Source organism: Rhizobium sp. 05L429 (genome assembly GCF_056397645.1).
Window position 1 is genome coordinate 13,992 of the sequence record NZ_JBFTNV010000008.1, and the last position, 12,376, is coordinate 26,367.

Annotated in this window: 14 protein-coding genes; all 14 read left to right on the forward strand. The window is 59.7% G+C overall.

Going from position 1 to position 12,376, the window contains the following annotated elements:
* The first annotated feature begins 54 nt into the window (after positions 1 to 54).
* Positions 55 to 546, forward strand: a complete 492-nt coding sequence (locus AC1DNW_RS10225) for a universal stress protein (RefSeq protein ID WP_477852570.1) — start codon at positions 55 to 57, stop codon at positions 544 to 546.
* A gap of 107 nt (positions 547 to 653) precedes the next feature.
* The gene (locus tag AC1DNW_RS10230) at positions 654 to 1,220 is read left to right on the forward strand and encodes a NifU family protein (protein ID WP_113307761.1); all 567 of its coding nucleotides are present in this window, start codon (positions 654 to 656) and stop codon (positions 1,218 to 1,220) included.
* Positions 1,221 to 1,307: 87 nt separating this feature from the next.
* Entirely contained in the window at positions 1,308 to 1,967 is a 660-nt protein-coding gene (tsaB, locus tag AC1DNW_RS10235; RefSeq protein WP_113307760.1) for a tRNA (adenosine(37)-N6)-threonylcarbamoyltransferase complex dimerization subunit type 1 TsaB, read from the forward strand.
* On the forward strand, positions 1,964 to 2,464 hold the full coding sequence (locus AC1DNW_RS10240) for a GNAT family N-acetyltransferase (protein ID WP_477832392.1): 501 nt from the start codon (positions 1,964 to 1,966) through the stop codon (positions 2,462 to 2,464). Before tsaB ends, AC1DNW_RS10240 begins: the two co-directional genes overlap by 4 nt.
* 34 nt (positions 2,465 to 2,498) lie before the next feature.
* On the forward strand, positions 2,499 to 2,927 hold the full coding sequence (locus AC1DNW_RS10245) for a ferric uptake regulation protein (RefSeq protein ID WP_113298340.1): 429 nt from the start codon (positions 2,499 to 2,501) through the stop codon (positions 2,925 to 2,927).
* A gap of 27 nt (positions 2,928 to 2,954) precedes the next feature.
* A complete protein-coding gene (olsA, locus tag AC1DNW_RS10250) occupies positions 2,955 to 3,752 on the forward strand; it encodes a lyso-ornithine lipid O-acyltransferase (RefSeq protein ID WP_477852573.1) in 798 nt (265 codons plus the stop codon).
* A gap of 48 nt (positions 3,753 to 3,800) precedes the next feature.
* Positions 3,801 to 5,210: a tRNA (N6-isopentenyl adenosine(37)-C2)-methylthiotransferase MiaB gene (gene miaB / locus AC1DNW_RS10255; protein ID WP_477852575.1), complete on the forward strand. Its 1,410-nt coding sequence runs from the start codon at positions 3,801 to 3,803 to the stop codon at positions 5,208 to 5,210.
* Between the two features lie 18 nt (positions 5,211 to 5,228).
* Entirely contained in the window at positions 5,229 to 6,281 is a 1,053-nt protein-coding gene (locus tag AC1DNW_RS10260; protein ID WP_113298337.1) for a PhoH family protein, read from the forward strand.
* Positions 6,281 to 6,796 carry an rRNA maturation RNase YbeY gene (gene ybeY / locus AC1DNW_RS10265; RefSeq protein ID WP_113298336.1) on the forward strand — a complete coding sequence of 172 codons (516 nt, stop codon included), beginning with the start codon at positions 6,281 to 6,283 and terminating at the stop codon, positions 6,794 to 6,796. Before AC1DNW_RS10260 ends, ybeY begins: the two co-directional genes overlap by 1 nt.
* Positions 6,793 to 7,929, forward strand: coding sequence for a hemolysin family protein (locus tag AC1DNW_RS10270; protein WP_115035817.1), 1,137 nt, complete (start codon positions 6,793 to 6,795; stop codon positions 7,927 to 7,929). The genes ybeY and AC1DNW_RS10270 overlap by 4 nt, the downstream gene beginning before the upstream one ends.
* Before the next feature lie 78 nt (positions 7,930 to 8,007).
* Positions 8,008 to 9,612, forward strand: coding sequence for an apolipoprotein N-acyltransferase (lnt, locus tag AC1DNW_RS10275; RefSeq protein ID WP_477852578.1), 1,605 nt, complete (start codon positions 8,008 to 8,010; stop codon positions 9,610 to 9,612).
* 153 nt (positions 9,613 to 9,765) lie between these two features.
* The gene (locus tag AC1DNW_RS10280) at positions 9,766 to 10,185 is read left to right on the forward strand and encodes a helix-turn-helix domain-containing protein (protein ID WP_113298333.1); all 420 of its coding nucleotides are present in this window, start codon (positions 9,766 to 9,768) and stop codon (positions 10,183 to 10,185) included.
* Positions 10,186 to 10,365: 180 nt separating this feature from the next.
* Positions 10,366 to 11,619, forward strand: coding sequence for a methionine adenosyltransferase (gene metK / locus AC1DNW_RS10285; protein ID WP_113298332.1), 1,254 nt, complete (start codon positions 10,366 to 10,368; stop codon positions 11,617 to 11,619).
* Positions 11,616 to 12,317: a tRNA (guanine(46)-N(7))-methyltransferase TrmB gene (gene trmB / locus AC1DNW_RS10290; protein WP_477852579.1), complete on the forward strand. Its 702-nt coding sequence runs from the start codon at positions 11,616 to 11,618 to the stop codon at positions 12,315 to 12,317. The genes metK and trmB overlap by 4 nt, the downstream gene beginning before the upstream one ends.
* Positions 12,318 to 12,376 lie beyond the last annotated feature (59 nt).

The window sequence follows — 12,376 nt, forward strand, 5'->3', positions numbered from 1 at the left end:
CCGTGCAAAACGGGGGCTTGCAAATTTTTGGTCTCAGGTGTCAGAGTTCGCACCATGGTATCAAAGCGACTCTCACGGCTCGAAGGTCATCGCCGCAAATTCATAGCGGTGATTGACGGGACTCCTGAATGCCAACGCGCCGTCCATTATGCCGGACGGCGCGCCAAGAATTCCAATGGCGGCCTCATCCTTCTCTATGTGATCCCGGAAGGCGATTTCCAGCAATGGCTTGGCGTCGAKGAGATCATGCGGGCGGAAGCCCGGGAGGAGGCGGAAGCCACCGTCGCCAAGATCGCGCAGATCGTACGCGAGACGATCGGCATCGAGCCTGAAATTGTCATCCGCGAAGGCAACTCGGCAGAGCAAATCAATGCGGTGATCGAAGAAGATCGGGACGTCGCCATCCTCGTGCTTGCCGCAAGCTCCGCCAAGGAAGGACCGGGACCGCTGGTTTCGTCTATCGCCGGACGGGGAGCGGCCTTTCCCATTCCCGTCACCGTGCTTCCCGACACGCTGACCAACGAAGAAATCGACGCCCTGTGTTAAGTCATTTCTTGAGTATCAGTCTCTTGAATTGGCCGGACAATAGGCTTATTTTCTTTTGAAGAATTCTAAAGACGGCAGAGGTCACGGCCCGCCGCACGGAGAGCGAGATGTTCATTCAGACCGAAGCCACGCCGAACCCGGCAACACAGAAGTTCCTTCCCGGCAAGGTCGTGATGGAAAACGGCACGGCCGAATTCCGCAACGCCGATGAAGCCCAGGCTTCGCCGCTCGCCGCCCGCCTCTTCGATATCCCGGGCGTGACCGGCGTCTATTTCGGCTATGATTTCATCTCCGTCTCCAAGGACGATGCTGAGTGGCAGCATCTGAAGCCGGCCATCCTCGGCTCGATCATGGAGCATTTCATGTCCGGCAAGCCGGTCATGGGCGATGCCTCGATCCTGTCGGAAGATGCCGATGCGGGTGACGAATTCTTCGACGAGGGTGACGAATCGATCGTGCTGACCATCAAGGAACTGCTGGAGACGCGCGTGCGTCCGGCCGTTGCCCAGGATGGCGGCGACATCACCTTCCGTGGCTTCAAGGACGGCAAGGTCTATCTGAACATGAAGGGCTCCTGCGCCGGCTGCCCGTCTTCGACGGCTACGCTGAAGCACGGTGTCCAGAACCTGTTGCGCCATTTCGTTCCGGAAGTGCAGGAAGTGATTGCCGCTTAAAATCTCGGATACGTCCGGCCGTTCATCTGGGGTTGGATCGGACGGATTTATGGATGGGCGACAATAGTTTATTCGGAAATTGATGGCATGATCGTTCTGGCGCTCGACACGGCAGGTGTAGATTGCGCTGCCGCCGTTTATGACAGCGGCAGGAATACGATGCTGGGGGAGGCATCGGATATGATCGGCAAGGGGCATGCTGAACATCTGATGGGTATCGTCGATCGTGCGCTGGATCAGGCGGGCGTCGCGCTTTCGGATATCGACCGCATTGCCGTCACCATCGGACCTGGCTCCTTTACCGGTATCCGCGTCGGCGTCGCCGCAGCCCGCGGCTTTGCGCTTTCCCTCAATATCCCCGCCGTCGGCATCACCACACTCGAGGTCATGGCAGCCGCTCAGCGCGAGAACACACCGGGCTGCGCAGTGCTCGCAGCGATGGATGCCAAGCGGGACGAAATCTATCTCCAGTCCTTCGCCGCCGACGGTTCGCCGCTCGACGAGGCGCGTGCGGCGAGTGTAGTGGAGGCCCAGGCTTTTGCCGCCGGTTTCGACGGCGAGATCACCGGTTCTGCGACTCCGCTCCTGAAGCCCGATGCAACGGGCGAGCACATCAACACATTCCCGATCTCCATCGTGGCCCGCCTCGGTGCGGCCGCGAACCCGAATGCCGGAAAGCCGAAGCCCGTTTATCTGCGTGGACCCGATGCCAAACCACAGGCCGGGTACGCGATTGCAAGAGTATGACAATGCTGGAAGCATATCTGACGCTGAAACCGGAATTCGAAATCGTCGTCATGGAGCCCGAAGATTGCCTCGACGTTTCCGTCCTCCACGGCGAACGCTTCGCGCGCCCCTGGGGTGACGGCGAATTCCACAGCCTGCTTTCGCAGAACACAGTCTTCGGCTTTGTTGCCCGCCAGACCAACGCCATCCTGAAGAAGACCTTGCCGGGCTTCATCCTTGCGCGCCAGGTTGCCGGCGAGGCGGAAATCCTGACGGTCGCCGTGCAGGCGAAGGTCGCGCATTCCGGCCTCGGCTGGCGTCTGATGCAGGCCGCTATACGCGAAGCACGCCTTCGCGGCGGCGAGAGCATGTTCCTGGAAGTCGACAACGGCAATATCGCTGCCCTTGGCCTTTACCGCAAGCTTGGCTTCGAGCAGGCCGGCGAGCGCAAGGGCTATTACAAGGACGCCAATGGGGCTACCTCCACAGCGCTTGTCATGAAGCGCGTTCTTCGGTAGTTCCCTTCTCGACAGGAATAGCGAGAAGGCAGCCATGACTGAGGAAGCCAAGACCCTTGAGGAGCTTTGCGCTGAACGCGGCATGCGCATGACCGAGCAGCGCCGGGTGATCGCGCGTATTCTCGAGGATTCCGAAGATCATCCCGATGTCGAGGAGCTTTATCGGCGTTCCGTCAAGGTCGATGCCAAGATTTCTATCTCGACGGTCTATCGCACCGTGAAGCTGTTCGAGGACGCCGGCATCATCGCCCGGCACGATTTCCGTGATGGCCGCTCCCGCTACGAGACGGTTCCCGAAGAACATCACGATCATCTGATCGACCTGAAGACCGGCGCCGTGATCGAATTTCGCTCACCGGAAATCGAGGCGCTGCAGGAGCGGATCGCACGCGAACACGGCTTCAAGCTCGTGGACCACCGCCTCGAACTCTACGGCATCCCGCTGAAGAAAGACGAAATCTGATACCATGGCAGTCCGGGAGCGCCGCATTTGATCGTCAGGCTGCGCATTGCCTTCGCCATTACCGTCATCATTGTCGTCAGCATCCTGCTCATGCCGCTGCAGGTGCTGGCGCTTTATTTTAACTGGAAGCTGCGTCGCACCCTGCCCCGACACTGGCATCGCATCGTCTGCTATTGTCTTGGCATCCGCATTCGCGTGCGCGGCACACTTGAGAGACGCCGGCCGCTGATGCTCTGCTCCAATCACTCTTCGTGGATGGACATCATGGTCATGTCGGCCGTTGCAGACGTTGCCTTCATCGCCAAGATCGAGGTGCGCGACTGGCCGATTTTCGGCACTCTCGCCAAGCTGCAGAAGAGCGTCTTCGTGGTGCGGGAGGAAAAACGCCGCACCGGCGATCAGGCGAACGAAATCGCCGGCCGTATGGCAGACGGCKAAATCGTCGTGCTTTTTCCCGAGGGAACGACCTCTGACGGCAATCGCCTGCTGGAGGTCAAATCGTCGCTCTTCGGTGCAGCCGCCATGGCCGTGCCGCATTCCCCGACCGGTTCTGTCATGGTCCAGCCGGTTTCCATTGCCTATACGCAGGTGCACGGTATCGCCATGGGCCGCTATCACCGCCCGCTCGCCGCATGGCCGGGCGATATCGAGCTTCTGCCGCATCTCAAAGACATCTTCAAATGTGGTGCCATCGATGCCGAAGTCTCCTTCGGCGAGGCAATCGAATATGGCGAGAAGACCAATCGCAAGGACGTCAGCGCGACGATCGCCGCCCGCATCCGCAACCTGCTGAACAGCAGCCTTCGCGGCCGCAACGTTGGCTGAGGCAAGAGTCCCTTTTCTCGAGCGCCAAAAACCACTAGATAACGCGCCATGACCCAGGACAGCGCCCTTCTTCAGGCCCCGGAGGTTTCTCTCCGCGATGGCTCCAACAGCCGCAAGGTTTTCATCAAGACCTATGGCTGCCAGATGAACGTCTATGACTCGACGCGCATGAGCGATGCTCTTGCCCGCGACGGCTATGAGCCAACCGAGGACATGGAAGAAGCCGACCTCGTCCTGCTCAATACCTGCCATATCCGCGAGAAGGCTGCCGAGAAGGTTTATTCCGCTCTCGGACGACTGCGCGAGATGAAGAAGCGCAAAGCGGCCGACGGCCGCGAGATGATGATCGGCGTTGCCGGCTGTGTGGCACAGGCGGAAGGAGAAGAGATCTTGCGCCGTGCGCCGGCAGTCGACGTCGTCATCGGCCCGCAGACCTATCACCGCCTGCCGGAGGCGCTGCGCCGCGCCAAGGAAGGCCACCGCGTCGTCGATACGGAATATGCGATCGAGGACAAGTTCGAGCATCTGCCGATCGCCGAGGCGCCGAAGATTCGTGCCCGCGGCGTGACCGCCTTCCTGACGGTGCAGGAAGGCTGCGACAAATTCTGCACCTTCTGCGTCGTGCCCTATACGCGCGGCTCGGAGGTTTCGCGACCGGTCTCGCAGATCGTCGAGGAGGCGATGAGGCTCGTCGATGGCGGCGTGCGCGAAATCACTCTGCTCGGCCAGAACGTCAATGCCTGGCACGGCCTCGGCCCGAAGGGCGAAGAGTGGAGCCTTGGCGACCTGCTCTACCGGCTTGCCGATATCCGCGGCCTTGCACGGCTTCGATATACGACCAGCCATCCGCGCGACATGGACGACCGGCTGATCGAGGCGCATCGCGACCTTCGCACGCTGATGCCTTACCTGCACCTGCCGGTCCAGGCCGGTTCGGACCGTATTCTCAAGGCGATGAACCGCCGCCACACGGCAGCTGAATATCTTTCCCTCATCGAGCGCATCCGCAAGGTCCGCCCCGATATCGCGCYCTCGGGCGACTTCATTACCGGCTTTCCGGGGGAGACAGACGGCGAATTTGAGGATACACTAAAACTCGTTGAGGAGGTTCGTTATGCACAGGCCTTCTCGTTCAAATATTCGACGCGGCCGGGTACGCCCGGTGCGGAATTGAAGGACCAGGTGCCGGAAGAAATCAAAGCAGAACGGTTGGAACGCCTGCAAGCGCTGCTTCTCAAGCAGACGCAGGAATTCAACGAGTCCTGCGTCGGCAAGGAAATCGATCTTCTCCTGGAAAAGCCGGGCCGCATGCCGGGCCAGCTCATCGGACGTTCTCCCTGGCTTCAGTCTGTGAATGTTGATGCAAAAGCATCGCAAATCGGTGACATTATTAAAGTGCGAATCACAGGAACCGGAACCAACAGCCTGTTTGCCGAACGCGCAGAGGCTGAGGTCTAACCCAAGGAGCTCGACCGCTTGAACGGACAGGAATTGGTTTCATCTTCACCGCGCCACCCACGCATTGCGAGCGACGCCAATCACTTCGTCCTGACGTTCGAGAACAACCGGTTCGCCAGCGAACTTTTCGGACAGTTCGATCAGAACCTGAAGCTCTTGGAACAGCGGCTCCATATCGATGCGCGGGCGCGTGGCAACTCCGTCGTCATTACGGGCGATGTGCTGGCGACCAATCAGGCGCGACGCACACTCGATTACCTCTATGAAAAACTCCAGAAAGGCGGCAGTGTGGAGCGTTCAGACGTGGAAGGCGCAATCCGCATGGCGGTTGCAGCCGACGACCAGCTCACGCTGCCGACGATGGAGAAAAAAGCCAAGTTGACGATGGCGCAGATTTCTACGCGCAAGAAGACGATCATCGCGCGCACGCCGACACAGGATGCCTATATGCGGGCGCTTGAGCGCTCGGAGATGGTGTTCGGCGTCGGCCCGGCCGGCACCGGCAAGACTTATCTCGCCGTCGCCCACGCAGCCCAGCTTCTGGAGCGAGGCGCCGTCGAGAAGATCATCCTTTCGCGGCCGGCCGTGGAAGCCGGCGAACGCCTCGGCTTCCTGCCGGGTGATATGAAGGAGAAGGTCGATCCTTATCTGCGCCCGCTCTACGACGCGCTTTACGACATGATCCCCGGCGACAAGGTCGAACGGGCGATCACCGCAGGCGTCATCGAAATCGCGCCGCTCGCCTTCATGCGCGGACGCACGCTCGCCAACGCCGCCGTTATCCTCGACGAGGCCCAAAACACCACGGCGATGCAGATGAAGATGTTCCTGACGCGTCTCGGCGAGAATTCGCGTATGATCATCACCGGCGACCCGAGCCAGATCGACCTGCCGCGCGGCGTCAAATCCGGCCTCGTGGAAGCGCTGCACCTGCTGAACGACGTCGAGGGCATCTCGATGGTGCGCTTCAGGGATGTCGACGTCGTGCGCCATCCGTTGGTCGGCCGCATCGTCAAGGCCTATGACGCGACCTATGTAGCGGCAAACGAAGAGGCCAGCCGGCAGGACTGATGGCCGATCTCGACATACAGATCAGCATCGAGGACACGGGCTGGCCCGCCGAAGATGTGTTGCATGCCCTTGGCGAACGCGTGCTGGGTGCGGCGGTCACTTACTTGCGGGAAGAGGAACAGCAGCCCTTCCCGACGATGCCGCCGGAAGTTTCGCTCGTCTTTACCGACGATGCCTCCATCCAGGACATCAATGCGGAATGGCGCGGCAAGGACAAGCCGACCAATGTGCTGTCGTTTCCAGCCTTCCCGGTCAAACCCGGCAAAATGCCCGGCCCGATGCTCGGCGATATCATCATCGCCCGGGAAACGGTAGAGCGCGAGGCGCATGAGCTCGAAAAGAGCTTTGACGATCATCTCACTCATCTTATGGTGCATGGTTTCTTGCATCTGCTCGGCTACGACCATATGAATAATAACGAAGCCGAAATTATGGAGGGGCTGGAGACTCGCATTTTAGCAGTACTCGGCCTATCTGACCCCTACGAGGGTCAAGACCTTAAAATGGAACCATGAGCGACTTTTCAACGAAGCCGGCGTCAGACGCCAAGGACTCCGACCAATCCTCCTCTTCCGACGAGGGTGGCAGTAGTCGACACCGACCGCCATCCTTCTGGTCACGCGCCGCGCGCATCTTAAGACCGCAACAGGGCTCGCGCCTACGCGAAGACATCGCCGATGCGCTGATGACAGACCCGGCAGCGGCCGATGCCTTTGCGCCCGACGAACGCGCGATGCTTCACAATATCCTGCGCTTCCGCGAGGTACGCGTCGCCGACGTCATGGTGCCGCGCGCCGATATCGAGGCGGTCGACCAGAACATCACGATCGGCGAGTTGATGATCCTCTTCGAGGAAAGCGGCCGCTCGCGCATGCCGGTCTATGCCGAAACGCTCGATGACCCGCGCGGCATGGTGCATATCCGCGACCTTCTTTCCTATGTTGCCAAGCAGGCGCGCAACAAGCGCCGCAGCGGTACGAAGCCTGTAGCAGGCGCGCCGGCCATCGAGGTCTCTCCGGAAAATATCCAGAAGGCGCCACGCTCGGCCAAACCCAATTTCGATCTCGGACGCGTCGACCTGCAGAAGACGCTCGCCGAAACCGGTATCATCAGACAGATCCTCTTCGTGCCGCCCTCGATGCTCGCCTCTGATCTGCTGCGTCGCATGCAGGTGAACCGTACGCAGATGGCACTGGTCATCGACGAATATGGCGGCACCGACGGTCTTGCCTCGCATGAAGACATCGTGGAGATGGTGATCGGCGATATCGACGACGAACATGACGATGAAGAAGTGATGTTCAAGCGCGTTTCGGAGGACATGTTCGTCGCTGATGCCCGCGTCGAACTCGAGGAAATTGCCGAAGCCATCGGCCCTGATTTCGACATCAGCGAGCAGATCGACGAGGTCGACACATTGGGCGGCCTGATCTTCTCGGCGCTCGGGCGTATCCCGGTGCGCGGCGAAGTCGTGCAGGCTTTGCCCGATTTTGAATTCCACATTCTCGACGCCGATCCACGCCGCATCAAGCGGGTACGCATTACCCGTAAGCGCCAGGCGATCCGCCGCCGCGCCAAGGCGGATGGTGACGGGCCGCTCATCGGCGACGGAAACGACGATCGGCCGGCTGAATCGACCGCAAACTGACCTTTCCGTAAGACGACAAGCGCGCACTTTTTTGAAAGACTGCGATTGGATTGATTCGCGGCTTTGATGGGAGTGCGCATGGAGCGGCTTGCGGACAGGGTTATCCTCGTCTGGGGTTTCAAACGGTCATTGCTTGCGATCGCAGCAGGTGCCTTTGGCGTGCTGGCGCTACCTCCCGTCGGCTTCTTCGCCGCGATGTTCGTTTCCTTCACGCTGCTCGTCTGGCTGATCGACGGGGCGGCCGCCTCGCCGGAAAGTAGTCTGCCAGGTCGGCTCTGGCCGGCATTTGCGACCGGCTGGCTGTTCRGCTTCGGCTATTTCGTTGCCGGGCTCTGGTGGCTTGGGCATGCGCTGCTGATCGATTCAGAGGAATTTGCCTGGGCTTTACCGCTCGCCATCCTCGGGCTCCCGGCCTGTCTTGCCATCTTTTACGGGTTGGCTGCAGGACTTGCCCGTATCTTCTGGTCCGACGGCATGGGGCGGATTGCAGCACTTGCTGCCAGCTTCGGCCTGCTTGAGTGGGTGCGTAGCTTCATCTTCACCGGCTTTCCGTGGAACGCCATCGGCTATGCCATGATGCCCGTGTCTGTCATGATGCAGTCCGCGCATGTGATCGGCACCATGGGGGTAACGGCTCTCTCGGTCTTCGTCTTTGCCGCCCCCGCTCTGCTCGGAACCCGGCAGGGAGCGAAGCTCGGTATCAGCCTCGCGGCAATCCTCTTTGCAGCGCATCTCGGTTACGGCGCCTATATCCTCTATCTCACGCCGAAACCCGAGCCCTTGCCCGAGGACAAGCGGCCTGTGGTTCGCCTGGTGCAGCCGGCAATCGACCAGGCCATCAAGATGGACAATGATGCAGATCGCGAGGCGATCTTCGAGACACATCTCAAGCTTTCGACGGAGGCTCCCAAAGACGGTGGCAGGAAGCCTGACATCATCGTCTGGCCGGAAACCTCGATCCCATTCATCCTCACCGATAACAAGGATGCGCTGACGCGGATCGCCGATACGCTCGACGACGACCAGATCCTGATCGCGGGCGCCGTGCGCGCCGAAGAACTCGGTCCCGGCTACCCCACACGCTATTATAACTCGATCTATGTCATCGACGGACGCGGGCAGATCGTCGCCGCCTCCGACAAGGTGCACCTCGTTCCCTTCGGTGAATATCTTCCCTTCGAAGACATGTTCAACGAACTCGGTATCCAGAATGTGGTGGAGATGCCGGGTGGTTTTTCGGCCGCCGCCAGCCGTCATTTGCTCGAGCTTCCTAGCGGGCTGAAATTCTATCCGCTCGTCTGCTACGAGATCATCTTCCCAGATGAAATGACAGGCGACATCGGCCAAGCGAATGCCATTCTCAACATCACGAATGACAGCTGGTTCGGGTCAACACCCGGTCCCTACCAGCATTTTCAGCAGGCGCGCGTACGAGCGGTCGAAACCGGTTTGCCGCTGATTCGCGATGCGAATAGTGGAATTTCGGCGGTTGTAGACCCGCGTGGCGAAATCGTGTCAGGCCTAAAATTGGACGAAATTGGCTTTATTGATGCAACTCTCGATGGATTTGAAAAAAGCAACTGGAGATCATACCCCCGCCAAACTTACTTCTGGTTGACTGAAACGTTACTGATACTGATTGCGCTAATTTCACGCAGGGGTTTTATTTTCAGGTTGAATTGACCAAAAACCCCTAAAATTGCATAGTGGCAGCAATCGGCGTTAGTAACGTATGCTTCAAGGTGGGTTATCGCGACTTGCAACGTGGCGTTACGGAATGAGGTCAGGGCATGCCGGTTAGAACAAGGTTGAATTTTTCTTTGCTAGGGCACGACCATGATTGAAAATAAGAAGAAGCCGAATCCTATCGACATTCATGTCGGCAGCCGCATTCGACTTCGCCGTACTATGTTGGGAATGAGTCAGGAGAAGCTCGGCGAAAGCCTCGGCATCACCTTTCAGCAAATCCAGAAATACGAGAAGGGCACCAACCGCGTTGGCGCCAGTCGACTCCAGAATATTTCAAGCATCCTCAACGTCCCCGTTTCCTTCTTCTTCGAAGACGCTCCCGGCGAACATTCCGGTGCTCTGAGTGGCATGTCGGAAGCCTCGAGTTCAAACTACGTCGTCGATTTCCTCTCCTCTTCGGAGGGACTTCAGCTCAACCGCGCGTTTGTAAAGATCACCGATCCCAAGGTTCGTCGCAAGGTCGTCGAACTGGTGAAGGCACTGGCGGCGGAAGCCGACTCCGACTGAGCGTCCCCACGCTCAGGAAAACTCAAGGGCGGCTCAAAAGGCCGTCTTTTTGCGTTTTTGGGGCAAAATTTGTCATTTCGCCGTAGATATAAAGATATATTTATGTCCTTCTGTGCTTGTCATTGTGGCACGAAATGAGTACCTACTAGACCGCTTTTGTTCTTTGAGGGGAATCCCGAAATGCGCGCGAATTATTTCTTTACCAGCGAATCTGTTGCCGAAGGTCATCCGGACAAGGTGTGTGACCGCATCTCCGACGAGATCGTCGATCTGGTTTACCGCGAAGCGGCAAAGACAGGCGTCAATCCGTGGGGCGTGCGCATTGCCTGCGAAACCCTTGCAACGACCAACCGCGTCGTCATCGCCGGCGAAGTTCGCCTGCCGCCGAGCCTGATGAAGAAGGACAAGGACGGCAACGACGTCATCAATCCGTCGAAGTTCAAGGCTGCTGCCCGCCGCGCCATCAAGGACATCGGTTACGAGCAGGACGGCTTCCACTGGAAGAAGGCCAAGATCGACGTGCTGCTCCACTCGCAGTCTGCCGACATCGCGCAGGGCGTGGACAGCGCCGCCGACCAGCAGGGCGACGAAGGTGCCGGCGACCAGGGCATCATGTTCGGCTACGCCTGCAAGGAAACCCCAGACCTCATGCCGGCGCCGATCTACTATTCCCACAAGATCCTTCAGCTGCTCGCTACCGCCCGCAAGAAGGGCGAAGGCGAAGTCGCAAAGCTCGGCCCCGACGCCAAGAGCCAGGTGACCGTACGCTATGTCGACGGCAAGCCGGCGGAGGCCACCTCGATCGTTCTTTCCACCCAGCATCTCGACGACAGCTGGGATTCGAAGAAGGTTCGCAGCGTCGTCGAACCCTATATCCGCGAAGCCCTTGGCGACCTGAAGATCGCTGACGATTGCAAGTGGTACATCAACCCCACCGGCAAATTCGTCATCGGCGGCCCGGATGGTGACGCCGGCCTTACCGGCCGCAAGATCATCGTCGACACCTATGGCGGCGCTGCTCCGCATGGCGGCGGCGCGTTCTCCGGCAAGGACACGACCAAGGTCGACCGTTCGGCCGCCTATGCTGCCCGCTACCTCGCCAAGAACGTCGTAGCCGCCGGCCTTGCCGACCGCTGCACGATCCAGCTCTCCTACGCTATCGGCGTTGCCCAGCCGCTGTCGATCTATGTCGACCTGCACGGCACCGGCAAGGGTGTTTCCGAGGACCAGGTCGAAGCTGCGATCCGCGAGAACATGGACCTGTCGCCGTCGGGCATTCGCCGTCACCTCGACCTGAACAAGCCGATCTATGCCAAGACCTCGGCTTACGGCCATTTCGGGCGCAAGGCCGGCCGCGACGGCTCGTTCTCCTGGGAGCGCACGGATCTCGTGAAGGGCCTCAAGGACGCCGTCAAGACCAAGGCTGCTGCATGACGGACATGGAACGCCGGGGCCGCGCGACCGAAGCCTTCTTCGGTCGCCGCAAGGGGAAGGCGCTGCGCGAACAGCAGGCCGAAAGGCTCACTACCCTGCTCCCGGCATTCCTCATCGACCTTTCGGCGGCTCCCCCGGAGCCGCCGATGAATCTCTTCCCTGATCCGGTCGAAAGAATGCGGCTGGAGATCGGCTTCGGCGGCGGGGAACATCTCATTCATCGCGCGCTGGAAACACCGTCAACGGGCTTTATCGGCGTCGAGCCTTTTGTGAACTCCATGCAGAAGCTGCTGGCGCGCGTCGACGAAACGGGTGCGCGCAACGTGCGCGTCTACAATGACGACGCGACGCAGCTCCTCGACTGGCTTCCCGATCATTGCCTCGATCAGATCGACCTGCTCTATCCGGACCCCTGGCCGAAGCGGAAGCACTGGAAGCGGCGCTTCGTCTCGAAGACCAATCTCGACCGTTTCCACCGCGTGCTGAAGCCAGGCGGGCTCTTCTGCTTCGCCTCGGATATCGACACCTATGTGAACTGGACTMTGTTGAAATGCCGCGACCATGGCGGCTTTGAATGGATGGCGGAAAATGCCGCCGACTGGCTGACGCCCTATGAAGGCTGGCCGAGCACCCGCTATGAAGCCAAGGCGCGCMGCGAAGGCCGCTCCTCGGCCTATCTCACGTTCAAGCGCGTCTGACCTAGTCTACGAGATCGCCACGGCGTTCGGAACAGCCGATGACGGCGGTTGCCCTTGTC

Coding starts and splice junctions, on each gene's coding strand:
- AC1DNW_RS10230 (WP_113307761.1), top strand. CDS start 654: ATGTTCATTCAGACCGAAGCCACGCCGAACCCGGCAACACAGAAGTTC.
- tsaB (WP_113307760.1), top strand. CDS start 1,308: ATGATCGTTCTGGCGCTCGACACGGCAGGTGTAGATTGCGCTGCCGCC.
- AC1DNW_RS10240 (WP_477832392.1), top strand. CDS start 1,964: ATGACAATGCTGGAAGCATATCTGACGCTGAAACCGGAATTCGAAATC.
- AC1DNW_RS10245 (WP_113298340.1), top strand. CDS start 2,499: ATGACTGAGGAAGCCAAGACCCTTGAGGAGCTTTGCGCTGAACGCGGC.
- ybeY (WP_113298336.1), top strand. CDS start 6,281: ATGGCCGATCTCGACATACAGATCAGCATCGAGGACACGGGCTGGCCC.
- AC1DNW_RS10270 (WP_115035817.1), top strand. CDS start 6,793: ATGAGCGACTTTTCAACGAAGCCGGCGTCAGACGCCAAGGACTCCGAC.
- AC1DNW_RS10280 (WP_113298333.1), top strand. CDS start 9,766: ATGATTGAAAATAAGAAGAAGCCGAATCCTATCGACATTCATGTCGGC.
- metK (WP_113298332.1), top strand. CDS start 10,366: ATGCGCGCGAATTATTTCTTTACCAGCGAATCTGTTGCCGAAGGTCAT.